Consider the following 24,691-nt stretch of genomic DNA (forward strand, 5'->3'; position numbering starts at 1 on the left):
TAAAACTAGTAAACGTATTAGAGCCTTAGCGGATATAAAGACAAAAACTATGAGTGATCAAAATTATAACGCCGAAGCCATTGAAGTACTTAATGGATTAGATCCGGTAAAACGACGCCCAGGGATGTACACCGATACCGTACGCCCAAACCATTTAGGCCAAGAGGTTATCGATAACAGTGTCGATGAAGCTATGGCGGGTCATGCCACTCGTATCGACGTAATACTCCACGAAGATAACTCGCTCGAAGTGAGCGATGACGGACGTGGTATGCCTATTGATATTCACCCAGAGGAAGGTATCCCAGGGGTTGAACTAATCTTCACTAAGTTACACGCCGGTGGTAAGTTTTCTAATAAAAACTACCAATTTTCGGGTGGTTTACACGGTGTAGGTATTTCTGTAGTAAATGCGTTATCTACACGTGTAGAAGTAACGGTAAGGCGCGACGCTCAACAATTTAGAATGGCCTTTGAAAACGGCGACAAGGTAGAAGACTTGAGCGTAATTGGTACTGTTGGTAAGCGCAATACAGGTACCACCGTTCGTTTTTGGGCTGACGTTAGCTATTTTGATTCTCCAAACTACTCAATTACCAAGCTTAATCATTTATTAAAAGCCAAAGCGGTTTTATGCCCAGGACTGCGTATTAAGTTTGTTAATAAGCAAACGAAAGAAACCAAAGAATGGTTTTACGAAACTGGCTTAAAAGACTACCTAATTGAAGCCGTTAAAGGGTTTGAAACATTACCGCAAGACCCATTTGTAGGTGAATTTAAAAGCTCAATTGAAGGCGCTGATTGGGCTGTTGTATGGCTACCTGAAGGTGGCGAATCAATAGCGGAAAGCTACGTAAACTTAATTCCTACCGCGCAAGGTGGTACACATGTAAATGGTCTGCGCCAAGGCTTGCTTGAAGCAATGCGAGAGTTTTGTGAGTTTAGAAATTTACTACCTCGTGGCGTAAAGCTAACACCAGATGATATTTGGGAGCGTTGTAGTTACGTATTGTCGGTTAAAATGCAAGACCCACAATTTGCAGGGCAAACCAAAGAAAAACTTTCATCGCGCTCATGTGCCGCATTTGTATCGGGAGTTGTAAAAGATTCGTTTAGTTTATGGCTAAATGAACATACCGATACCGCAGAATTATTAGCTGAACTATGCATTTCAAACGCGCAAAGCCGGTTGCGCGCAGCTAAAAAAGTCGTACGTAAACGAGTTACTGCAGGTCCTGCATTACCAGGTAAATTGACCGATTGTAGTGCTGCCGATAATGACCGAACCGAGCTGTTCTTAGTGGAAGGTGATTCTGCTGGTGGTTCTGCTAAACAAGCGCGAGACCGTGAATTTCAGGCAATTATGCCGCTACGTGGTAAAATTTTAAATACTTGGGAAGTAGAGTCGGGGCAAATACTAGCATCACAAGAAGTACACGATATTTCAGTGGCATTGGGTATTGACCCAGAATCAACAGATATGTCGGGACTGCGTTACAATAAGATTTGTATACTGGCCGATGCTGACTCGGATGGACTACACATCGCAACATTGTTATGTGCACTGTTTGTTCGTCATTTTCCAGAGTTAGTAAAAACAGGGCATGTGTATGTTGCAATGCCGCCATTATTTAGAATAGATATTGGCAAAGAAGTTTATTACGCCCTAGATGAAGAAGAGAAAACCGCTATTTTGGCGCGCATAGAAGCCGAGAAAAAACGCGGAAAAGTAAACGTACAACGATTCAAAGGTCTGGGTGAAATGAATCCGTTACAGCTTCGTGAAACCACGATGGATCCAAATACCAGGCGCTTAGTGCAGCTTACGCTTGATGAAGAAGTAGAAACCATGGAAATGATGGATATGCTACTTGCTAAAAAACGATCGCCTGATCGTCGTCAATGGTTAGAAGATCATGGCAATAAGGCGCTCGTTTAATTGCTTGTGCCTAACACTAGGAGAGAAAAATGAAAAAATTACTAGGAAGTTTGCTGTTACTTGGGCTGACTAGCGCTCCTGCAATAGCCAAAAATATACTCGATAAGCTCACCGTAGCACCGGGATTTGAAATTAGCTTATTTGCAAATGATGTAGAAAATGCACGTCAAATAGCCGTTTCAAAAAAAGGTATTGTATATGTAGGTTCTCGTAAAGCGGGCAACGTATATGCGCTTATTGATCACAATAGCGACGGCGTAGCAGATAAAAAAATTGTTGTGGCTAAAGGCTTAAACATGCCCTCTGGCATTGCAATTAAAGATGGCGATTTATATGTAGGCGAAGTGCATCGTATTATTCGCTTTAAAAATATTGATACCCAATTAAAAGATCCAAAGTTTGATGTGGTCTATAACAAACTACCGAGTGAGCGTCATCATGGTTGGAAATTTTTACGTTTTGCACCAACGGGAGAATTAATCATTCCGGTGGGTGTACCGTGTAATATTTGTGCTGAGGATGAACGTTTTGGTCGTATTTTTGCCCTTAATGTAGAAACAAAACAAATAAAAACAATAGCTAAAGGCGTTAGAAACACAGTGGGTTTTGATTTTCATCCTGCTACTCAAGCTTTATGGTTTAGTGATAACGGTCGCGACATGATGGGCGATGATATTCCGCCTGATGAGTTAAACCGTGCAACGCAAGAAGGTGAGCATTTTGGTTTTCCGTATGTTCATGCCGGCGCAATTATTGACCCTGAGTTTGGGGAAGGTAAAAACATTGCCGATTACACATCGCCAGCACTTGCACTTCCAGCGCACGTAGCGCCACTAGGTATTCATTTTTATAACGGTAAGCAATTTCCAGCAAGTTATAAGCAACAATTATTTGTTGCTGAACATGGCTCATGGAACCGTTCTAAAAAGTCAGGCTATAAAGTAGGCCTTGCAACAATCGAAGTAGGTCGCGTAACTAAATATACGCCATTTATTACTGGCTTTATGAAAGACGAAACAACATTTGGACGCCCTGTTGCATTTGCAGAATTAGGTGACGGCAGTCTGTTAGTAAGCGATGATTACGCCAATGTAATCTACCGTGTAAGCTATAAGAAAAACTAGGTAAGCTTTAATGAGTGATACAGATACCTTGCTAATGCAAGGAATTGAGCAACAAACAATGGGGCGTTTTACCGAAGACGCCTATTTAAATTATTCCATGTACGTAATCATGGATCGTGCCCTACCGCATGTAGGTGATGGCTTAAAACCAGTGCAGCGTCGTATTATTTATGCGATGAGCGAATTGGGCTTGTCGGCTAACGCTAAGTACAAAAAATCAGCCCGTACAGTGGGTGACGTACTCGGTAAGTACCATCCACACGGCGACAGTGCCTGTTACGAAGCTATGGTATTAATGGCGCAGCCGTTTTCTTATCGCTACCCTTTGGTAGATGGACAAGGAAACTGGGGTGCGGCAGATGACCCTAAATCGTTTGCAGCAATGCGTTATACCGAAGCGCGTTTATCTAAGTTTTCAGAAGTACTGCTCAAAGAGCTTGGCCAAGGCACTGTTGATTGGACACCAAACTTTGATGGCACCATGGATGAACCTGTAGTATTGCCTTCTCGTTTACCGCATATTTTACTCAATGGTATAACGGGTATCGCCGTAGGTATGGCAACAGATATTCCGCCACATAACGTACGTGAAGTGGCTAGCGCATGTTGTTTATTACTTGATAAACCAAAAACAGAGCTTGAAGAATTACTTGAGCTTGTACATGCACCAGATTACCCAACAGATGCTGAAATAATTACCCCAAAAGCCGATATTCATAAAATATATAAAACCGGTCGTGGGTCTATCAAAATGCGTGCGGTTTACACCGAAGAGCATGGCGATATTGTTATTACAGCGCTGCCGCATCAATGTTCAGGTGGTAAAGTACTTGAGCAAATTGCAGCGCAAATGAACGCTAAAAAATTACCTATGATTGCTGATTTACGTGACGAGTCAGATCACGAAAATCCAACGCGTATTGTAATTATTCCGCGCTCAAACCGCATTAAAGCTGAGCCATTAATGGCGCACTTATTTGCAACCACCGATCTTGAAAAAAATTACCGCGTAAACTTAAACATGCTAGGCCTAGATGGTCGCCCGCAAGTTAAAGACTTGCGCTGTATTTTAAGTGAGTGGCTAACATTTAGACGCGAAACAGTGCGTCGTCGTTTGCAGTATCGTTTAGATAAAGTATTAGCACGTTTGCATATTTTAGAAGGTTTATTAGCCGCCTTTTTAAATATCGATGAAGTGATTGAAATCATCCGCAGCGAAGACAAACCAAAGCCTGTCTTAATGGAGCGCTTTGATTTAACTGATACGCAAGCAGAAGCTATTTTAGAATTAAAACTTCGTCATTTAGCAAAACTTGAAGAGTTTAAAATTCGCGGTGAGCAAGATGAACTAGCCAAAGAGCGTGATAAATTAGCGCAAATTTTGGGCTCAGAACGTCGTATGTCGACACTGCTTAAAAAAGAAATTCAAGAAGCCGCTGAAATGTACGGTGACGATCGTCGCTCGCCAGTGATTGAGCGCTCAGAAGCGAAAGCACTTAACGAAAAAGATTTAATTCCATCAGAGTCAGTCACTGTTGTGCTATCTGATAAAGGCTGGGCACGCGTTGGTAAAGGCCATGATTTAGATGTACAAGGCTTAAATTACCGTTCAGGTGATGGCTTTAGAGCCTCGGCTCGGGGTAAGAGCAATCAACCTGCTGTATTTTTAGATTCAGCAGGACGGGCATTTGCAACCGATGCGCACAGTCTGCCTTCGGCGCGTAGCCAAGGTGAACCAATGACAGGTCGTTTTAACTTAACACCAGGTGCTAATTTTGAGCACGTGGTAATGAGTGAAGACGAGCAAGTATTGCTTATGGCGTCAGATGCAGGTTACGGCTTTATTACTGACTTTAAAGACTTAGTGAGTAAAAATAAAAATGGTAAAGCGCTGGTAAGTGTCCCTAAGGGTGGAATATTACTTTCTCCTATTAGGGTGAACGATGTTGCTAGTGATTACTGTATGGCTATTTCTAACGAAGGTCGCATGCTTTTATTCCCGCTACGTGACTTACCAAAACTTAGCAAAGGTAAAGGGAATAAGATTATTTCTATTCCTGGAGCTAAAGTACAAGCCCGTGAAGAGTTTGTAAAAGTGCTTGCTGTTGTGCCACAAGGAAGCAGTGTTACGCTTCATGCTGGTAAGCGTAAACTAACGCTTAAACCATCTGATTTAGAGCATTATCATGGTGAGAGAGGGCGTAGGGGTAATAAACTACCGCGCGGCTTACAGCGTGTTGACGAAGCCGTTGTTGAGCTAACCCCACAAGATGATGAACCAATAGAAGCCATTAACGAAGAGTAACCAATTACTTTTTTGTATAAATAAAAACGGTCTGCATTTGCAGGCCGTTTTTGTTTTAAAGTAAAGAGCTTGCATATTTCAGCGTACACTTGTGCGCTATTGACTCGTCTGTGTCACAAAATAACGCTATAATAATCATAATTGATCTTTGGAGAAACTCATTTGCTAGCTGTTATACGCGTTTTTATTATGCTGATGTTTATATTATTCAGTTGTATTTTTGGTTTATTACTTTCGATTGTAAGACCATTTCATCCCAATAATGTACATATTATAGCGGGCTGGTTTGGCTCAATGGCTAAAATGATTGGCGTTAAATTAGTTTTAATACGTCATAAAGATGCAATTGATGCAGGCCCTGCTGTTTATGTTGCTAATCATCAAAATAGCTACGACTTATTTACAGTGCCTGCAATGGTGCCTAAAAACTGCGTAAGTTTGGGGAAAAAGAGCTTAAAGTGGATCCCATTTTTCGGTCAGCTTTATTGGTTGTCGGGTAATATATTAATAGACAGATCGAATCGCTCCAAAGCAGCGGGAACTATCTCCAAAGCAGCCGAAAAAATTAAAAATAATGGCTTATCTGTATGGATGTTTCCAGAAGGCACACGAAGCTATGGAAGAGGGTTGCTACCGTTCAAAACAGGTGCTTTTCACACCGCAATGAGCGCAGATGTACCCATAATTCCGGTATGTATGAATACAACACATAAAACCATTAAGCTAAATCGTTGGGATAATGGTACAATTTACATCGAAATGTTAGCGCCTATACCGCTTGATAAAGAAATTAGCGCGCGTGAGCATGCTAAAAGCGTGCATAGCATTATGGCTGCTAAAATAACTGAATTAGATGCTCAAGTGAGAGAAAAATAATGGAAAACTGGCGTGAAATAAGTGAAGACATCGTAAGTTCACTACTAGAAGATGGATCAGATCCTGAAATACTTTATGAAGTAGAACACCATTTTGTGTGTGAAGACTTCCCTAAACTAGAGCAAGCTGCATTGGCTGCTTTTAAATTAGGCTACGATGTTGAAGAGCCAGCAGAGCTTGAGCTTGAAGATGGCAGTAAAATTTGGAGCTTTGACATTGTAGTTGAAGCTGAGCTAGACGTAGACGTTATTATGGAAGACGTTGATAAGCTAGCGCAACTAGCCGTTGAGTGCGATGTTGAATACGACGGTTGGGGCACTTACTTTCAAGAGTAATTAATTACCCAGCATTAGAAAAATAGTAAAGGCGAGCATTTAACAATGCTCGCCTTTTTTTAGTTTTACTCCCTGTTTAAGCTTTAAATACACTCATTAGCCTCTATATAAATCAAAAATGTACATTACCAATTTAAACCTGGTTATTACCAATTTGAAATTAGTCTTTAATTTATCTCTATTTTTATTTTTTATTCATACTAAATTAATATTGTCCATAATTATTGGTAAGCAGTGTTATTTATTTTTTAGTACTTATGTCTGAAATTAAAATTTATTTTTAAAAATTAATTCGTTACTTAATAAAATCTAATATGTTGATTAAATTGAAAATTAAATTTGTTTTTAAGTAGTAATAAAGATGTAAGTAATACTTATTTGCTGTATCACACTATGTTGACATATTGGTAACAATAAGCATAACCTTTATCCCGCCTTCGGGCATACTTTTTGGTAATGTTAATTGGTAAGTTTTATTTGCCATTTAAATTACCATTACTATTCATACACAATTAAAAACCTGTATAGCGGTAAGATCTAAGTGTTAGTGAATTTCACTAACCTAAGTAGTTAGGTTGTTTTTATGTTCAGGTTTAAAGGAATAAAGATAATGATTAACCACGAGAAATTGTTTATTTGCACTGCAATTACTGCAACCTCAGCGTTATCTCACGCTGCAACTATTAATAACCCTGGCTTTGAAAGCGGTTTTAGTAGTTGGAACGAAACTGAGCCAGCGGCTATTTCATCTGATGCATATAGCGGATCTAAATCGTTAAAAATTCAGGGAAGTCCTGCACGTGTTTATCAATTAGTAAATATTCAGCCAAACACTGAATATACGTTAAGTGCTTATGTACTTGGTAAAGGGCAGATTGGGGTTAACGACTTAAACGGTTTATTTAAAAACAAAACCTTTGATGTATCGTCTTGGACTAAGGTAACTAAAACGTTTACTTCAGCGAATACCAATTCACTGCAAGTATTTGCTAAGCATTACAATAGCTCAAGTGATGTACGCTTTGATAATTTTACATTAGTTGAGGGCAGTAATAATGGTGGTGGCACTGATGATGGTGCAGGATCTGGAGACGGTACAACGATTCCAAGCAGCATTACAAGTGGTAGTGTTTTTGATTTAGAAGGGGATAGCCCTAACCCGTTAGTTAACGATAGTACGTTAGTGTTTGTACCTTTGGAGGCACAGCATATTACGCCTAACGGGAATGGCTGGCGTCATGAGTACAAGGTAAAAGAAAGCTTGCGTGTTGCCATGACACAGTCTTACGAAGTATTTGAAGCAACTGTAAAAGTTGAAATGTCTGATGGCGGTAAAACAATTATTTCACAGCACCACGCCAGCGATACTGGGACTATTTCTAAAGTGTATGTTTCAGATACTGATGAATCAGGTTTTAACGACAGCGTAGCGGGTAATGGCATTTTTGATGTCTATGTTCGTTTGCGTAATACCAGTGGCAATGAAGAAAAATTTGCGCTAGGTACTATTACAAGCGGTGAGTCATTTAACTTGCGAGTGGTAAATAATTACGGCGATGTAGATGTAAGTGCACTAGGTAATTCGTTTGGTATTCCTGTAGAAGATGATTCTGAATCTTACTTTAAGTTTGGTAACTATTTACAGTCTCAAGACCCAAATACTCTAGATAAATGCGGTGAAGCAGGTAACTCTAATTCATTCAAAAATTGCTTTGAAGATTTAGGTATTACTCAATCAAAAGTAACAATGACTAATGTTACTTATACCCGTCAAACAAACTAAGTAGTCACTTAATTATGGCCACTCAATTGAGTGGCCATAATAAATATGCGTTTTAATTTACAGCCATTTTTTATTTTTAAAATACACACCAATACTGCCAGTGAGCACAATTAAAAATATGACAAAAGCACTAAACGCATAAGGGCTCTCTGTACCAGGAATGCCTCCTACGTTTACACCTAAAAGCCCCGTTAAAAAGCCCAGTGGTAAAAAAAGTGCTGCCACTACAGACATAACATACATTCGCTGGTTTAACTGCTCAGAAACTTGGTTAGTGATTGTTTGCTGAATAATTTGCGCACGCTCAATCGAACTATCTAGCTCTTCAAGATAACGAATTAATAAGTTGGTGGTTTCATTAAGTTTTGCTTTATCGTCATCTAATAACCATAGGTAGTGGTTATTTACCATTGAGCTAAGGGCTTCTTTTTGCGGTTTTAAATAACGTTTTAAGGCAATAGTTTGGCGTCGCAATTGTGATAAGCCTTGGTTGTCAAACTTTTTACTTGGTTCATCTATTTCTTCTTCAAACTCGTCGAGTGTTTCATCTAGTGAGTCAATAACGCTTTGCATACGTGAGGTTAATTTTTGTGTAATAGAGCACACTAATTCAGAAATATTGCATGGGCCTTTATTTTTATTTAAACAGGCGAGCGTATCTTGCACCGATAATAAACGACGTTTGCGGGTAGTAATAAGAATGTCTTCGCTAATAAATAAACGAATTGAAACCATGTCTTCAGGGCTTTGTGCTGGATTTAAATTTACACCACGTAAAAATAACATATGTCCGTTAGTCGTTGATGTAATACGCGGGCGTGTTTCATCAGCAATTAAGGACTCTAATTCGTAGTCGTTTAAATGAGGTTGTGCCTTGAGCCATTCAACAGCCTCGCTTTGGCTATAGTCCATGTGCACCCAAAGTTTTCCGTGGCTTGGTTGCCAGCTATTTAGCTCATTAGTGCTTTCAATAGGGCGAGCGCCGCCTTGTCCATCAAGTACAAGTGCATGTAGTAAACCATTAATCATAATTATTTCTCATAATAGTGTATTTTTAATACCGTTAACTATAGTGTATCTACTTAAGTATTTTAAACTTACCTTTATTTTTAATAAGTTAAGCTTAAATAGCAAAATATATGCAGAGCTTTGGGCTGAGTAAAGTGGCATAAAGTACTATTCAGCAAGGCGTGCATTGTGTGACCAGTTGTTTAAAAAGATCAATTTAATTTACTAATCGACTAGATAAATTTATTTCGTTGGTGTTTTTTTACCTGTAGCGTATAAGTCACTTTTTTATTAAGGGCACATTTATGACAGCAAAGATCACAGTTGGTTGGCGTGAGTGGTTAAGTTTACCTGGGCTTGGTATTAACGAGATAAAAGCAAAAATTGATACTGGCGCTCGCACTTCATGTATTCATGCAATTAACATTGAAGAATACGAAGTTGACTCAGAAAAATGGGTTAAATTTACGGCCCAGCCACTGCAAGATGATGAGCAAACGCAAGTCACTTGCAATGCAAAAGTTAAAAAAATGAAGTACGTAACCAGCTCAAGTGGGCAAAAAGAACTACGTTACTTTATAGAAACTACATTGCATGCAGGCGAGCATAGCTGGCCTATCGAGCTTACTTTAACAAGCCGTGCAACAATGAAGTTTAGAATGTTATTAGGGCGTACAGCCATGGAAAATCGTATAGTCGTTGACCCGGCTTTATCTCAACTATTAGGTCGTAAGGTTTAACTATGAAAATCGGTATTTTATCTCGCAACAGAAAATTATATTCAACGCGTCGCTTAATTGAGGCGGCAGAGGCACGCGGTCACGAAGTTAAAGTGATTGATGCATTGCGCTGTTATATGAATATAAACTCTGAGCAACCAGAAATTCACTATCGCGGTGAAAACTTAAAAGAATTTGACGCAATCGTCCCGCGTATTGGTGCATCGGTTACATTTTATGGCTGTTCGGTACTTCGTCAGTTTGAAATGATGGGTGTTTACCCTGTAAATGAATCAGTCGCTATTTCTCGTTCGCGCGATAAATTACGCTCTCTTCAGTTACTTTCGCGCAAAGGCGTTGGTATGCCAGTAACAGGTTTTGCCAGCAAACCCGATGACGTAAAAGACTTACTAGAAATGGTAGGCGGTGCACCTGTTGTAATTAAATTACTTGAAGGCACACAAGGCATTGGTGTTGTACTTGCTGAAACACGCAAAGCAGCTGAAAGTGTTATTGAAGCATTTATGGGCTTAAAAGCTAATATTATGGTTCAGGAATACATTAAAGAAGCGGGTGGTGCCGATATACGTTGTTTCGTATTAGGCGATAAAGTAATAGCAGCAATGAAGCGCCAAGCACAAGAAGGTGAGTTCCGCTCTAACCTTCACCGTGGTGGTAGCGCTACATTAGTTCGCATTACTCCAGAGGAACGTAAAACGGCAGTAGCAGCGGCTAAATCAATGGGCTTAAATGTAGCGGGAGTTGATTTACTTCGCTCATCTCGTGGACCACTTGTGATGGAAGTTAACTCATCACCGGGTTTAGAGGGCATTGAAATAGCAACAGGTAAAGATATTGCAGGTATGGTGATTGATTTCATCGAAAAAAATGCCTCAAGTAAAGGAACAGCAACACGTGGCAAAGGTTAAAATTAACCGTCCTTTTTTCTTATTAGGAGAAAATGTAGGCGTAGGCGAGCGTAAAACGCTTGCCTTAGAAGCAGCTAAGCTTTACACCCATTCACCACTTAATATTCCTATTGAAGTGGTTAATGGTGTAATGGAAGGCCCTGTGCTTATGGTGTGTGCGGCTATTCATGGTGATGAGCTAAATGGTGTAGAAGTTGTGCGTCAGTTACTTGCTAAAATAGATCCAAGCCAACTGCGCGGAACAATAATCGCTGTGCCTATTGTGAATGTGTTTGGCTTTATTCACAAATCGCGTTATTTACCAGATAGACGCGATATGAATCGCAGTTTCCCAGGTTCTGAACGTGGTTCATTAGCTGGGCGTATGGCTTATATGTTTTTTAATCAAGTGGCAGTACATTGTACTCACATTATTGATTTGCATACTGGCGCTATTCATCGTACTAATTTACCGCAAATTCGCGCTAATTTAGAAGATGAAGCAACCGCTGAAATGGCTAAAGCATTTGGTACGCCGGCGGTTATAGATGCATCATTGCGTAATGGCTCATTACGAAGTGAAGCTGCAAACCTAGGTATCCCGGTTATAACCTATGAAGCTGGTGAAGCACTGCGTTTTGATCCAATCGCAATTGCGGCCGGTGTACAGGGTGTTGATTATGTTATGCGTCATTTAAAAATGATCCGTGGCAAGCGTCCTAAAAAGTTACCAGATCCTATTATTGCAGGTTCAACTAGTTGGATACGTGCCGAAGTTGATGGCATTGTGCGTGCACAAGTATCACTAGGGGAGCATGTAACTAAAGGGCAAGTGCTTGCATATATAAGTAGCCCTCTAGGGGATTCTGAGCTTGAGCTATTAGCGCCTAAAGGCGGTATTGTTATTGGTCAGCAAACTATGCCATTGGTAAATGAAGGTGATGCGGTATTCCACCTTGCTTACTTTGCAAATGATAATAGCCTAGTAGAGCAGCAACTAGAGAACTTTATTGATGAGATAAATGATTTAGATGACGAGCTTAAAACAGCTGAATTAAATAACTAGTAGCCAACCTGAACTCTATTTAGTTAAAGCATTAAAAAGCCGCAGTAGGTAATTACCTACTGCGGCTTTTTTGTGTGTTTATTTTAATTTAGGATTTTTTAGGTCCAATAATACGCTTTATAACGGGAGCTTTTGTTGGCTTTGGTTCTTTATTTAAAACCATGACAGGACGGGTCACAAATAAATTGTTAGGGTAAATTACACGGTGCCCATCAATATGTTCAAGTACTACATTCATTAAGCCCATTTCAACAATGCGCCCTTCAACATGATTCGCACCATCAATAATTCGTACCCAATAACCAACGCGGCAATCGTTTTGAATAAACATCAGTAAAAATGCGGTGAGGTTACTCAATAATGACCAGGCGGCAAAAAGTGCTACCCCTAACATGGCAAATAAAGAAGAGCCTAAAACCAATAAACCACGCAGCTCTATACCCCAAAATACTAAAACCAAACACAGTACTACAAAGGCGAGTATAATTTTTAGTAAAAGCTCTGCACGGTATTTTCGGTGTAAATCTACTTTGCCTTTAATCGCTTTTTCGAGTAGTTTTTTGGTTATTTTTAATAGAAGAGGGAAAACCAAAATAGCGATTATAGTTACAACTAACTTATATTGTGATGCAAACAATTCTAAAACTTCTATTATTTCCACATTAGGTCCTGAACTTTCATAACAATTTAATGCAATTGGTATTAGTTTAACGTGTTTGTATTATTTAAAAAGTGTTTTTAACGCTTACTAGCCACTGGACTGAGTCTACATCGTCGTAGCTATCAACAGGGGCGGCAATATCAATGTGGATCATGGTTCCTGAGTTTGCGCGACTTGGTGCTAAACGAAGACCAACGCCTACATTTTTCAATACATGTGCATTTTCACCGTTATCTTCATCGTTAAACCATGCTCTGCCTACATCTACAAAAGCTGCGCCACCCACTTTAAATAGTTGTAGTAAATCGTACTCCCAGTAATAGCGCTTTTCTAGATTAACTAAAAAGCTGCGATCGCCATGTTGATAATCCATCGGGTAACCACGCAGGCCTGTTTCGCCACCTAAAGTAAGCTGTTGATCAGCAGTCAGGTTTTTGGCGTATTGCACGCGGGCTTTAACATACCAAGATTGGTCTTCACTGGTATTTAAATAATATTGTACTTGGCTGGTGGCCATAAAGTTTTCGAGTTTTTTCTGTTCTTTATTCCAATAGCCATCAATATCAGCACTAAAACGCCATAAGGTATTATCGTTAGTAAAGTGGGCTTTTTTAAAGTTAAAAGAATACACCGCGCGGCTGTCGTCATTACTTAATGACTCATCTGAATAGCCAATTAAGCTTTTAATATTCCAACCTAAGTTTAAATCCTCAGTGCGAGATATACTGTCAAAATTGCGTACTTTTATGTAGTTATCTTCAAACCAATGGCCGCTTATAAAGGGATAACTTAAACTTCTGTCATCGGCAAGTGGTGCAAATGTAGTGTCTATAGCTTCAAAGGTATGCTGCTCGTCGGTATAACCTAAGGTTAAGCGTTGGGTCCAATTATTATTAAGCGCTTTAGAGTGTCCTATAAATGCACGGTTTAAATCAGTAGTTTGATCAAATTCGCTAAACTCTTCGCCGCGTTTATATAGTGACTCTTCGCGCTGCTCAGAATAGCTTAAAATACCGTAACTAAAAGGGGTGTCAATTGCGTAAAATGGATAGGTTAGCTCAAGCAAATGGCGCTTGCCGTCGCTGTTATCGGCGTACTCTAAACGGCCTCGGTAGCGAGTAGATAAAATATTAGGATCGTCGTAAACAAATAAGTAACCGCTGCGATCGCTGTCAGTCGTGCGCGAAAAAGAAAGGCGCTTACCCCAGCCAAGCAGGTTAGATTCTCTAAAACCTATACTCGATTTGTTTTCTCCACCGCTCCGACTAAAGTTCACTTCAGGTAAAAGTGTCCATAAATCACGGGTAACCACTTCTACATTAACGTCGCCGTCGCAGTTTTCGGTAGCACTAATTTGTGCATCATATAAGTAGCTTTCTTTGCGAAGTAAACGCTCAGATTCTGCGAGCTTTTTAGCGTCGTACTTGTCACCTGGGGAGAATAATAAAAGGTTATTAATGACATCGGGCTCTGTTTGAATGTGAGCGCGGTTAGCAAATCGGAATAGGGCATTATTTTCCTCTTCAAGCTCAGTATTAAATACATTAAGTTGCTTGAGCTTTATTGAGGCTATTTTAGCGTTACTATTACTGTGCGTGAGGGTTGTTTTGTCTTGAACTTCTCGGCGTAGGTTTTTATTTGTGCTTAAATCTGTCTGTTTTACAAGGCAGTTATCAGTTTTCATTGAAGATTGTTGTGCGAACGTATTAGGCACATAAAAGCTTAAAACCGTTAAACTAATACAACATTGTGCTATCCATTTCTTGCTCACCATTAAACCTCTTACTGCTACGTAGCAAATGACTATCGTAATATCAGCTTACATCATTGTTATTATAATGTAAGTAAAAGGTATGGATTTTGAAATTAATTAATTGTTACTCATATTCACTTTTGTTAATAGCCAGCTGGTTTGCAGCGACCTATGCGCTAGGCATTAAAAGCTAGCTTAAATAAAATGCTAAAGCGGCGAGTAAGTGTTCAGCTTCATGACCTTCGGCATTAATCCAGATGCTTTGGCTGTAATGCTCATAGTTTAAATTAAAGGTTTGATGATTATAGGTAAAGCGAACTTGATGTCGATCGGCGCCAGCAGAGTACTCATTGAGTGTTACTTCGTCTGAGTGTAAAAATAATGTACTCCACAGCTCAAAGTCTTCATCGTTTGGTAGCTCAATGGGATTAATCAAAATACATTTGTGTGTATGGTCATATTCTATTTGGGTCATAATGCTCTTAATTAGTAGCTAGGTAATGTCGAATTGCCGTTAAAAATTCGCCGCCGTATTTATTTAACTTAGTAAAACCAACACCTGAGACCTTTAAAAACTCACTGTCGTTTGTTGGCATAAGCTGCGCCATTTCGGCTAACGTTTTATCATTAAATACTACATAAGGTGGCACATCGTCGGCATCAGCAAGTTCTTTACGAAGTGCGCGCAGGCGAGCAAATAGCTTTTTGTCGTAATTAAATTGCGCTAACTTATCTTGATAAACGTGTTTGGCTTGCAGGCGTGGCTCGGCTAATTGCAGTGCGTATTCACCTTTTAAAATTACACGCGCGGCTTCTGTTAATCTAAGTGACGCACCTTGTGTTATATCTTGGCTAAGTAAGCCTTGATGAATAAGTTGGCGTAAAATACTAAGCCAAAACTCACTGCTTTTATCTTTACCTATGCCGTAGGTACTTAACTCATGATGATTATTATCGCGGATGCGGCTCGTATTTGCACCGCGAAGTAATTCAACAATATAACCAAGTCCAAAACGTTGTCCCGCTCTGTACACACACGAAAGTGCTTGCTGGGCGACTAACGTACCATCAAAGCTTTTTGGCGGATTTAAGCAAATATCGCAGTTGCCACAAGGTTCGCGTTGATATTCACTAAAGTAGTTAAGTAATATTTGACGACGACATGTTTGCGCTTCGGCAAAGCTTGCCATTGCGTTAAAGCGTTGTTCTTCTACGCGGCGGCGTTGTTCATCGTCTATGTCTTCAAAAAAGCGCCTTACGCGACCTATATCAGCTGGATCAAAATACATTATAGCTTCTGCGGCAAGTCCATCTCGCCCAGCTCGACCAGTTTCTTGATAGTACGACTCTATACTTTTTGGAATATCGTAATGCAGTACAAAACGCACATTAGGCTTGTTTATACCCATACCAAAAGCAACGGTTGCGACCACTATCTGTATATCGTCACGGGCAAACCCGGTTTGTACAAATTGTCGTTGCTCGTTACTCATACCAGCATGATAAGCGGCAGCGTTTAGTCCTGCATCTGCAAGCTTTTCAGCAATGTCGTCTACGCGTTTACGGCTGGTGCAATAAATGATACCGCTTTGGCTTTTTTGCTCCTTTAGGTAGCGAAGCAATTGCACCATAGGTTTAAATTTTTCTTCTATGGTGTAACGAATATTGGGGCGATCAAAGCTGCCAGTATGAATATAAGGCTGTTGTAGTTTTAATTGCTCAACTATATCAAACCGTGTGGCTTTATCGGCGGTGGCGGTTAATGCCATCATTGGGACATGTGCAAAACGTTGCTTTAATTCGTTTAAGCGAAAGTAATGAGGTCTAAAGTCATGACCCCAATGCGACACACAGTGCGCTTCGTCAATAGCAAATAAATTCACATTTAAATGCGATAAACGCTCTAAAAATTCGTGTTGTAATACTTTTTCAGGCGCCACATATAAGAGCTTAATTTGCCCCTGATGAAGCTGTTGATACACCAATTGCTGTTCTTCTCGTGCTAAGCTGTTATTAACGTAAGCGGCTTTTACCCCAAGAGCTTGCAGTTGCGTTACCTGATCTTGCATTAGCGATATAAGCGGAGATATAACAATGGTTACGCCTTCGAGTACTAAAGCAGGGATTTGGTAGCACACCGATTTTCCGCCGCCAGTAGGAAGCAATACAAGCGAGTCTTGACCGTTAATAGCGGCATCAATAACTGCTTTTTGACCGTCGCGAAATTCACTGTAGCCAAACACTTGTTTGAGGACAGTTTCGGGTTTACGCACAAGGGTGCTAGAAGGTGGAGTTGATGTATTCATTGGCGGGTATTTTAGTGGTTTTTTAGTGAGATGTCTTTAGCTGAGTTACTTGATAAATTATTTAAGTGGAGTCTCGTAGTTTTACACTATGTATGTTTTACTCATCTTACCTGTTTTGACATAGAGAATAATAATGAATAAAGAAATGTTAATTGAACAAGTGGGCGCGTTATTTGTAAATGGCATGCCGTTTAACCAGTTTTTACAAATATCGGTTGAGTCGTTAAGCCCTGAACAGGCCAAAATTACGTTCCCGTGGCAGGATGTACTAATTGGTAACCCTGCGCAAAAAATACTCCATGGTGGTGTTATTTCAGCCGTACTTGATAATGTAGGCGGTATGCTCGCTGCAGCAAGTGTAATTGATAAACTCACCGATTTAGATATTACAAGCGTGCAAACAAAATTAGCCACGCTTGGGACTATCGACTTACGTACTGATTATTTGCGCCCTGGTAAAGGAGAGAGCTTTACTGCCAGCGCAACACTTATTCGTTCAGGTAATAAAGTATGTGTATGCAGAATGGAATTACATAACGAACAGTCTGTTCAAATTGCTTTTGGAACCGGCACGTATTTAGTTGGATAAAACGCGTATGGCAAGTAAACTAGCGGCCTTTTAAATCACTAAGTGTTTATTATGTCGATTGATACTGAGCAGCGTAAAGGTGCTATTTTTGCTTGTCTTGCTTTTTTAATGTGGGGCCTTGCGCCAATATACTTTAAGTTAATTCAGCATGTTTCTGCTTTTGAAATTTTAATGCATCGGGTTATTTGGTCGGTTGTGTTTTTAGTATTGGTAGTAAGTGTTTTACGGTATTGGGGTAAAATTAAACGCATTATCGTTCAACCTAAGCTTTTGCTTATGCTTGTTATAACCTCTGCACTGCTTGGGTTTAATTGGGGTTTATTTATATGGGCTATAAATAATAACCACATGCTTGATGCAAGCTTGGGCTATTACATAAATCCTCTTTTAAATGTATTACTGGGTATGCTTTTTTTAGGCGAACGCCTGCGTAAATTCCAAGGCGTAGCAGTAGCCCTTGCCTTTAGCGGTGTAGTGCTGCAGCTAATTAGTTTTGGCTCGTTTCCGGTAGTTGCCTTTTCACTGGCTATATCATTTGCACTTTATGGTTTATTACGTAAAAAGTTACCGGTTGAAGCCTTGCCTGGCATTTTACTCGAAGCACTTATATTACTGCCTGTCGCACTTATTTACTGGTGGTTAATGGTGCCTACAGCAACATCAAGCCTGCCAGCTAATGATTGGCATACTAATGTACTACTGATTAGTGCAGGTATTGTAACTACATTACCACTGCTGTGTTTTACCGGTGCAGCTAAGCGTTTGCAATATACTACACTTGGCTTTTTTCAATACATTGGGCCAAGCTTAATGTTTATACTAGCTGTGGTGTTTTATGGTGAAGTGTTTGATGCAGAGCGTGTAGTAACATTTGCATGTATTTGGAGTGCACTGGCTATTTTTAGTTGGGACTCTTACCATCAATCACGCAAACGTAAAAAAGCGGCTATTACAGCCGCAGAAGTATAATTAACTAATAAAATGGTTAACTAACTACTTTATTACGACCAGATTCTTTAGCGTCGTAAAGCTTTAAGTCGGCCTGTTTTAAAAGTTCATCAATTTGATAAACAGGCCCGTTTGCAAAGCCAATAGAAATGGTGAATTTTATTTTAGCTTTACTAAACTCTTGGCTATTCATTTCTATAAAATACCTAAAGCCTTCAAGGCGTTTAAGGGCTTCTTGTTTATCTACATCTATAAAATAAACTGCAAACTCTTCACCACCTAAGCGCGCTACTAAGTGCTTTTTAAAGTATTTACTGAAGCAAATAGAGAGCCCTTTTAATACTTCGTCGCCAACATCGTGCCCGTATGTATCGTTAATTGATTTAAAGTGATCAATATCAAGCATAGCTAAAGCACCGTCACCTTTAGTATGTTTTATTTGCTTTAATGATTTTTCAGCTTCTTCAAAAAAGTAACGACGATTTGGTAAATTAGTTAAATAATCCGTGTTGGCTTGTCGCCTTATGGTGGCTATAAGTTCTAACATATCGACGTTTTGACTAAGCCTGCAGTAAAACTCTTCGCTATTAAAAGGTTTGTGCAAATAATCGTTTGCGCCATTTTTTAAAAATAAGCTAGAAAGCCCTACAGAGTCAGAACCCGAAATACCAATAATAGCCTTTTCATCATTGCTATATAAGCGGCGAATCTCGCTACATAGCTCATCGCCATTCATGTTGGGCATTTCATTATCAGTAATAATAACTGAAATATCAGGTGAAGCTTCAAGCAGATTTAACGCTTCTTGTCCGTCTTGCGCTTCAATAATTTGATACTTATGGCGCACTAATAAACTACAAATGTATCGTCGGGTCGATTTAGAGTCGTCAACAACGAGTACTTTTACATTTTCGTTACGAGGCAGGCGCTGTAACTGTTTTCCGAGGTACTGATAAGCTTGTTTATTTTCTTTAATGATGTAATCGATGATTGGGTATTTTTCTACAGTGTCGCGAGTTTTTTTATCAATATTGCCCGTCATTACAATAGTTGGAATGTCTGCATTAATAGTACAAGGTACAGCCTCACCAGATGGGGCATCAGGTAATATGAAGTCAACTACAGCGCAAAAATAGCTATTTTTACTTATAAGCTCTTTTGTTTGCGCTAATGACTCAGCTATATCAACTTCATAACCAGCCTTAAGCGCGATGTGCTTTTGCACTCGCGCCATGGCAGGTGTATCTTCAACTATTAGAATTTTTCGCGTCACGGAACAACCCTATATATATTTTGCAAAAATATTTGCTTATACAAGTTGTAACTGTTAAAACGCAAAAAAGCAAATAACTTAAGTACTTACAGATTATCCGCTTCTGAATAATACTCTTGGCTAATCGGTGCCGGGCTCGACATTTTTGAACGGCCAAATAAAGTATGAAACTTAGTTTTGCAGGTCGTTAGTTTTAAGTATTTTACCCAAGCTCGTTCGATTGGGTTGGTAGGTTCTTGTGAGCCAGTTACGACTGCTACAAACTGTTCCTGGTGTTCGTTTTGCGGCTCAATTGTTTTACTGTATAAGCCTTTTAAAACAACTCCGTGTTGTTCAAGTATGCTGGCTTCTAATAAGGTGAAGTTTCCGCTGCGGCTAAAGCCTCGTGGAAAGTTTTGATCATCATAAAATTGACGTTGGCTAACAAATGCTTGGCGTAGTAATGAAATGTTATTGCTCATAGCTTTATCCTCATACCTTAGTAATTAGCTGGAGTATGATGCAAGTTTGGCAATTTATTAAACAAATTATTTTTATCGTGAGGATAAAAAATTGGATATCGATTTATTAAAAACATTCGTTGAGGTAGTACGTACGCGTCACTTTGGTAAAGCGGCCGAAAACCTTTATATTACGCAGTCTGCAGTGAGCTTTAGAATTCGCCAATTAGAGCAAGGGCTTGGTGTTAATTTGTTTATTCGCCAGCGTAATAACATTCAACTTACAGCACCTGGCGAGCGCTTATTACCCCATGCACAAATGATTATTACGGGCATGCAACGCGCCAAAGTGGATGTTGCGCTTGCCGATAATATGCATAAGCAAATTAGCTTAGCAGGAACGCCCAATATTTGGGATGCTTTTTTACAGTTTGGTATAACAAATATTGTCTCGGCGATGCCGGGGGTGTCATTAGTCGCAGAAGTTAAAGCACAACAAGAAAGCACTCGGCTGTTATTAGAACGCACGCTTGATTTGGCAATATTGTTTGATCCACCAAAAGTAGACGAGTTAGTGGTAGAGCGAATCTGTGAGTTGCCAATCATTCCCGTAAGCGGATACGACACTGCAACGAACGAAAACTTTTTTGATAATCAGTATGTATATGTTGATTGGGGAACTACTTTCTCACTTTGGCATGCACGCCAGTTTACTGGAAAAACCCCTCCTTATTTTAGAACTAGCACAGGACGTATTGCACTTGATTTAATACTGCAATGTGGCGGCAGTGCGTTTATACCTCAAGTATTGGTAGAAGGACATTTAGAAAAAGGTGAACTGTTTCATGTTAAAGATGTAGAAAATACCTCGCGAGACGTGTTTATAGCGTATCACAGAGACAACGAGCAAAAAGAGTTAATAGAAACCTTAGTTAATTTACTATCGCAAATGACCCCCAAGCTTGTCATTAAAGAAAAGTAAGTAAGTTCGGCCGTTTATTAGGCTTTCATGTTATTTTGATTTCAAATTTAATGCATTTTTATTAATAAAAAAAGACATTAATATTTCCATTGTAATATTACTGTCATTTAGCGGTGACAAAATGCAGCAGTTTTAAAAATTAGTCTTTTGTGATTATCCAAGGAAATAACATGAAATTTGTAAAATCGAGCTTATGCTTAGCACTATTAAGTGGTTTATCTTTTAATGCACTTGCCGATGTAGACATTTACGGTAAAGCGAATGTAACAGTGCAATCATCTGATGACGGCGAAGGGTCTTTTACTGAGATAAAAAGTAATGCATCTCGTCTTGGTGTTAAAGGTTCTGAAAAAATAAATGATAGTTTAGAAGCGGTATATAAGTTTGAGTTTCAAGTTGATGTGTCTGATGCTGATTCAAAAGGCGATAACGACGACAATATTTCTGCGCGTAACCAATACGTTGGTTTAAAAGGTGCGTTTGGCCAAGTGGTTATTGGTCGTAACGATACTGCGCTTAAACAATCTCAAGGTAAGTTAGACTTGTTTAACGACCTTGAAGGCGATATTAAAAATGTATTTAAAGGTGAAAACCGTTTAGGGAATACTGTTAGTTATTCATCAAACTCATACGAAGGTTTTAAAGTACTTGCTACTTTTGTAGCTGAAGATGATGTAGACGCTGATAACGGTTACTCAATGGCGGTTACTTACGGTGACGTGGCACTTAAAAAGAGCGCAGTATATGCCTCTATCGCAGCCGATAGTGAAGTAAATGGCTACGATGTAGTACGCGCGTCAATCCAAGGTAAAGTTGAAAACTTTAAGTTAGGTGCAATGTACCAAACACAAGAAAAAGTTGACGGCAGCGCAGAAGCGGATGGTTATCTATTAAATGCAGCTTACAGCATGGGTAACAACACATTTAAAGTACAATACCAAGACATGGACTTTGACGACAGCGACGATAAGTCAGCAATATCAGTTGGTCTTGAACACAAATTAAATAAAAACATTAAAGTATTTGGCTTTTACTCAAGCTTCGACATGGACAACAACGTTGACCAAGACTACGTAGGCTTAGGTATGGAATACAAGTTTTAACTATTCGCTAAATTAGTTAAAACACTCCCTTTTAATCGCGCTCTTTTGAGTGCTGTTTTTTTTGCTTTAAATTATTTACTTAGCCGCCCATAATAGAGCTTCATTTGGAATGAGGTGCGAGTCCTCGACTGTTCCCGCAACTGTAATTAGCGCAAAGCTTTAAGTCAGATACAAATGGTATAATACCAATTTTATTAAAAACATGATCTTTCTAGCGAATTATATAACTTACTAACTTCGTTAAAAATTATTTATATAGAAAAAGTATATGTCATAATTTCCGCCTTGTTATTAAGCTATTTATTTGTCGCTATAATAAATCACTAATTTAATACAATTGGTATGAATTCTTTTAACGAGAGGGTTTACTCATTTTTTCTTGTAGTGCATTAGTATTTTTATCGCATTTTTAGTGAGTTTAACCTAGGGTCTGTTGAACTTTGCGGATTAAAATTTGTTCAAACTAGGGGCTATTTAATCGCGGCTCGAGGTTTGTAACCTAGTGGGCTCGATAACTGCTCCTGCGTTATTCTAATGGCTTACATCCATGTAAGAATAAGTAAAAACCGAGCAACAAAGAGTAAATAGCCCCTAGGAAGAACCCTTTGGGCAGCGCCTGTTTGGCATTAATGCTACGTTATCGCCCATTTATGGGGAATAACCACACTACATAGGCTCTGCTTTGCCTAAATACCAAACAGACTGTTGCAAATTTAACCTTGAAAGATCAACAGACCCTATCTAGGACTGACTATTGTACACTCAAACGCCATTAAATATACCATTACTAAACGTTAAAAACGTATCGTGGGGTATTGGCAATAAAACGATCCTCAAAAAAATAAACCTTAAAATAACCACAGGTAAATTTGTTGGCTTAATTGGACCTAATGGCGCAGGTAAATCGAGCTTATTGCGTTGTTTATATCGTTTTAATAAACCCAGTAATGGCGTTGTAGAGTTTAACAACACCGATATTTGGCAGCTAAAAAGCGATGAGTACGCAAAAAAAGTAGCGGTTGTTTTACAAGAAACCCCGTCGCAATTTAACTTAAGCGTATTTGATGTTATTGCACTTGGGCTAACGCCTCATAAATCGCTATTTAGCTCAGTAACTAACATTGATAAACACAAAATTACCCAAGCTATCAACACTGTAGGGTTGGCAGATCATAGCGATCAAAGCTTTGAGTCACTTTCGGGTGGAGAAAAGCAACGTGCCTTGATAGCCCGCGCCATAGTTCAGCAACCTCAGTTGTTAATAATGGACGAACCAACTAGCCATTTAGATGTTAAATACCAAATACAGGTAATGGAGCTTGCTAAATCGTTGGGTGTAACGGTGTTTGCATCGTTTCACGATTTAAACTTAGCTTCTGCAATGTGCGATGAACTAGTGGTTATTAAAAATGGTGAAATTACACATACAGGCACGCCAAGTGAGGTATTAACCGAAAACATGCTAAGCGACGTTTTTGGTGTCTGCGCTCAAGTAAATAACCACCCGCAAATATCGGAGTCGGGAAATAGCATCCCTCATATCACTTACTTTTATGGTTACGAATAATATGAGCGCAGTTAATACTCGCCAATCACTTGCGCTATTTATCAGTGCTGCAGCTGCTTTATTTAGCTTATTTGCAGCACTTAGTTTTGGCGCAGCAGAGACCTCACTTCAAGATGTATTTAATAGCTTTTTACTCTCAAATGATGCGTCTTTTAATTCGCGTATTATTTTTGAACTAAGAATGCCACGCACATTACTCGCCTTTTTAGCCGGCTCTGGCTTAGCAATTGCGGGGCTTATTTTACAAACGGTAACGCGCAACCCTTTAGCCGATCCTTACTTATTTGGTATATCGTCGGGTGCTTCATTTGGGGTGGTGTTACTTATGGCATTAGCAGGTATTAGCGCAGGTTTTATGTTATCGGCAGCAGCATTGCTGGGTAGCTTACTCGCCATGAGTTTATTAATACTTATTGCAGGTAGGCAGCAAAGTGCACAGGTAGAATCAATGTTATTAGCTGGTGTTGCTCTGTCGTTTTTATTTAGTGCATTTACCAGCTTGCTGCTTTATTGGAGCGACCCTCAGGCGGTAGCCGCTATTTTATTTTGGACACTGGGCAGCTTTTCGCGTGCGCAGTGGGTTACGCTTTGGTTGCCTTTATTGGTAATTACATTGTGTACGTTTGTAATGCTGAGCTTTAGAAGGCAGCTAAATGCTATGTTACTGGGCGATGAAAGCGCAATTACATTAGGTGTGAGGGTTCAGCGCTTTAGAATACTTATGCTGGTTTTAAGCTCATTAATTACCGCTGTGCTGGTGGCTATGTGTGGTGGTATTGGGTTTGTAGGATTAATGGTGCCGCATATTGTGCGCTTTTTTATATCCCAAGGCACCATCGCTGGCTTACTGGTAACCAGCTTGGTGGGCGGTACATTTATGGTGTGGGTTGATGTACTTTCGCGCTCATTGCTGAAAAACCAAGAACTGCCCGTAGGTGTTATTACTGCAGCTATTGGTAGCGTGTTCTTTTTGAGTTTATTGTTTTTTAGAAAGCGAAGGGTGTAA

At 39.6% G+C, this 24,691-nt stretch carries 22 protein-coding genes and 1 riboswitch; of the genes, 15 read left to right on the forward strand and 7 right to left on the reverse strand.

Features of this window, described 5'->3' with window-relative positions; genetic code table 11:
• Positions 1–49 precede the first annotated feature (49 nt).
• From parE to I6F10_RS08340, 6 genes are all read left to right on the forward strand, one after another.
• Complete coding sequence (gene parE / locus I6F10_RS08315) at positions 50–1,939, forward strand: DNA topoisomerase IV subunit B (RefSeq protein WP_165743894.1); 1,890 nt, start codon at positions 50–52, stop codon at positions 1,937–1,939.
• Positions 1,940–1,968: 29 nt separating this feature from the next.
• Positions 1,969–3,063: a PQQ-dependent sugar dehydrogenase gene (locus I6F10_RS08320; RefSeq protein ID WP_182196780.1), complete on the forward strand. Its 1,095-nt coding sequence runs from the start codon at positions 1,969–1,971 to the stop codon at positions 3,061–3,063.
• A 10-nt stretch (positions 3,064–3,073) separates the two neighbouring features.
• Positions 3,074–5,368, forward strand: a complete 2,295-nt coding sequence (gene parC / locus I6F10_RS08325) for a DNA topoisomerase IV subunit A (RefSeq protein ID WP_002961963.1) — start codon at positions 3,074–3,076, stop codon at positions 5,366–5,368.
• Positions 5,369–5,530: 162 nt separating this feature from the next.
• The gene (locus I6F10_RS08330; protein WP_002961966.1) at positions 5,531–6,244 is read left to right on the forward strand and encodes a 1-acylglycerol-3-phosphate O-acyltransferase; all 714 of its coding nucleotides are present in this window, start codon (positions 5,531–5,533) and stop codon (positions 6,242–6,244) included.
• Positions 6,244–6,579: a ribonuclease E inhibitor RraB gene (rraB, locus tag I6F10_RS08335; RefSeq protein WP_002961968.1), complete on the forward strand. Its 336-nt coding sequence runs from the start codon at positions 6,244–6,246 to the stop codon at positions 6,577–6,579. Before I6F10_RS08330 ends, rraB begins: the two co-directional genes overlap by 1 nt.
• 610 nt (positions 6,580–7,189) lie before the next feature.
• Complete coding sequence (locus tag I6F10_RS08340) at positions 7,190–8,362, forward strand: polysaccharide lyase family 7 protein (protein WP_197098721.1); 1,173 nt, start codon at positions 7,190–7,192, stop codon at positions 8,360–8,362.
• 57 nt (positions 8,363–8,419) lie between these two features.
• Here I6F10_RS08340 and I6F10_RS08345 read toward each other — a convergent pair whose 3' ends face one another.
• The gene (locus I6F10_RS08345; RefSeq protein WP_197098722.1) at positions 8,420–9,391 is read right to left on the reverse strand and encodes a zinc transporter ZntB; all 972 of its coding nucleotides are present in this window, start codon (positions 9,389–9,391) and stop codon (positions 8,420–8,422) included.
• Positions 9,392–9,675: 284 nt separating this feature from the next.
• On the opposite strand from I6F10_RS08345, the gene I6F10_RS08350 reads away from it, so the two are divergent.
• Genes I6F10_RS08350 through I6F10_RS08360 form a run of 3 tightly spaced genes read left to right on the forward strand, consistent with a single transcriptional unit; the run spans position 9,676 to position 12,063 of the window.
• Positions 9,676–10,110, forward strand: coding sequence for an ATP-dependent zinc protease family protein (locus I6F10_RS08350; RefSeq protein WP_007585784.1), 435 nt, complete (start codon positions 9,676–9,678; stop codon positions 10,108–10,110).
• Between the two features lie 2 nt (positions 10,111–10,112).
• Positions 10,113–11,018: a 30S ribosomal protein S6--L-glutamate ligase gene (gene rimK / locus I6F10_RS08355; protein WP_002961977.1), complete on the forward strand. Its 906-nt coding sequence runs from the start codon at positions 10,113–10,115 to the stop codon at positions 11,016–11,018.
• On the forward strand, positions 11,005–12,063 hold the full coding sequence (locus I6F10_RS08360) for a succinylglutamate desuccinylase/aspartoacylase family protein (RefSeq protein ID WP_165743897.1): 1,059 nt from the start codon (positions 11,005–11,007) through the stop codon (positions 12,061–12,063). The genes rimK and I6F10_RS08360 overlap by 14 nt, the downstream gene beginning before the upstream one ends.
• 88 nt (positions 12,064–12,151) lie before the next feature.
• Here the strand turns inward: I6F10_RS08360 and I6F10_RS08365 are convergent, their stop codons facing one another.
• The 4 genes from I6F10_RS08365 to recQ form a co-directional block, all read right to left on the reverse strand.
• Positions 12,152–12,724, reverse strand: a complete 573-nt coding sequence (locus I6F10_RS08365; RefSeq protein WP_165743898.1) for a mechanosensitive ion channel domain-containing protein — start codon at positions 12,722–12,724, stop codon at positions 12,152–12,154.
• A gap of 64 nt (positions 12,725–12,788) precedes the next feature.
• Positions 12,789–14,498, reverse strand: a complete 1,710-nt coding sequence (locus I6F10_RS08370; protein ID WP_165743899.1) for a ShlB/FhaC/HecB family hemolysin secretion/activation protein — start codon at positions 14,496–14,498, stop codon at positions 12,789–12,791.
• 169 nt (positions 14,499–14,667) lie between these two features.
• Entirely contained in the window at positions 14,668–14,952 is a 285-nt protein-coding gene (locus I6F10_RS08375; RefSeq protein WP_002961372.1) for a DUF3630 family protein, read from the reverse strand.
• A gap of 7 nt (positions 14,953–14,959) precedes the next feature.
• Positions 14,960–16,783 (reverse strand): DNA helicase RecQ, encoded by a 1,824-nt coding sequence (gene recQ, locus I6F10_RS08380; protein ID WP_165743900.1) that lies wholly within the window; start codon positions 16,781–16,783, stop codon positions 14,960–14,962.
• Positions 16,784–16,916: 133 nt separating this feature from the next.
• Here recQ and I6F10_RS08385 point away from each other — a divergent pair, with 133 nt between their 5' ends.
• Together I6F10_RS08385 and rarD are read left to right on the forward strand one after the other, a co-directional pair.
• Entirely contained in the window at positions 16,917–17,372 is a 456-nt protein-coding gene (locus I6F10_RS08385; protein ID WP_024596241.1) for a thioesterase family protein, read from the forward strand.
• Positions 17,373–17,423: 51 nt separating this feature from the next.
• Positions 17,424–18,341: an EamA family transporter RarD gene (gene rarD, locus I6F10_RS08390; protein WP_039488332.1), complete on the forward strand. Its 918-nt coding sequence runs from the start codon at positions 17,424–17,426 to the stop codon at positions 18,339–18,341.
• A 16-nt stretch (positions 18,342–18,357) separates the two neighbouring features.
• Here rarD and I6F10_RS08395 read toward each other — a convergent pair whose 3' ends face one another.
• On the reverse strand, positions 18,358–19,593 hold the full coding sequence (locus I6F10_RS08395) for a diguanylate cyclase (protein ID WP_165743901.1): 1,236 nt from the start codon (positions 19,591–19,593) through the stop codon (positions 18,358–18,360).
• Positions 19,594–19,679: 86 nt separating this feature from the next.
• Positions 19,680–20,054: a DUF413 domain-containing protein gene (locus I6F10_RS08400; RefSeq protein WP_024596244.1), complete on the reverse strand. Its 375-nt coding sequence runs from the start codon at positions 20,052–20,054 to the stop codon at positions 19,680–19,682.
• A gap of 91 nt (positions 20,055–20,145) precedes the next feature.
• Between I6F10_RS08400 and I6F10_RS08405 the strand changes: the two genes are divergently transcribed.
• The 4 genes from I6F10_RS08405 to I6F10_RS08420 all read left to right on the forward strand — a co-directional run bounded on the left by I6F10_RS08405 (position 20,146) and on the right by I6F10_RS08420 (position 24,691).
• Complete coding sequence (locus I6F10_RS08405) at positions 20,146–21,015, forward strand: LysR family transcriptional regulator (RefSeq protein ID WP_165743902.1); 870 nt, start codon at positions 20,146–20,148, stop codon at positions 21,013–21,015.
• A 170-nt stretch (positions 21,016–21,185) separates the two neighbouring features.
• The gene (locus I6F10_RS08410; RefSeq protein WP_165743903.1) at positions 21,186–22,118 is read left to right on the forward strand and encodes a porin; all 933 of its coding nucleotides are present in this window, start codon (positions 21,186–21,188) and stop codon (positions 22,116–22,118) included.
• 54 nt (positions 22,119–22,172) lie between these two features.
• Positions 22,173–22,312: riboswitch (cobalamin riboswitch) on the forward strand.
• A gap of 560 nt (positions 22,313–22,872) precedes the next feature.
• Positions 22,873–23,685, forward strand: a complete 813-nt coding sequence (locus I6F10_RS08415; protein WP_165743904.1) for an ABC transporter ATP-binding protein — start codon at positions 22,873–22,875, stop codon at positions 23,683–23,685.
• Between the two features lies 1 nt (position 23,686).
• Positions 23,687–24,691, forward strand: a complete 1,005-nt coding sequence (locus tag I6F10_RS08420; RefSeq protein ID WP_024604204.1) for a FecCD family ABC transporter permease — start codon at positions 23,687–23,689, stop codon at positions 24,689–24,691.

This window comes from Pseudoalteromonas sp. SWYJZ98 (assembly GCF_015864495.1).
Lineage (GTDB): Bacteria > Pseudomonadota > Gammaproteobacteria > Enterobacterales > Alteromonadaceae > Pseudoalteromonas > Pseudoalteromonas distincta.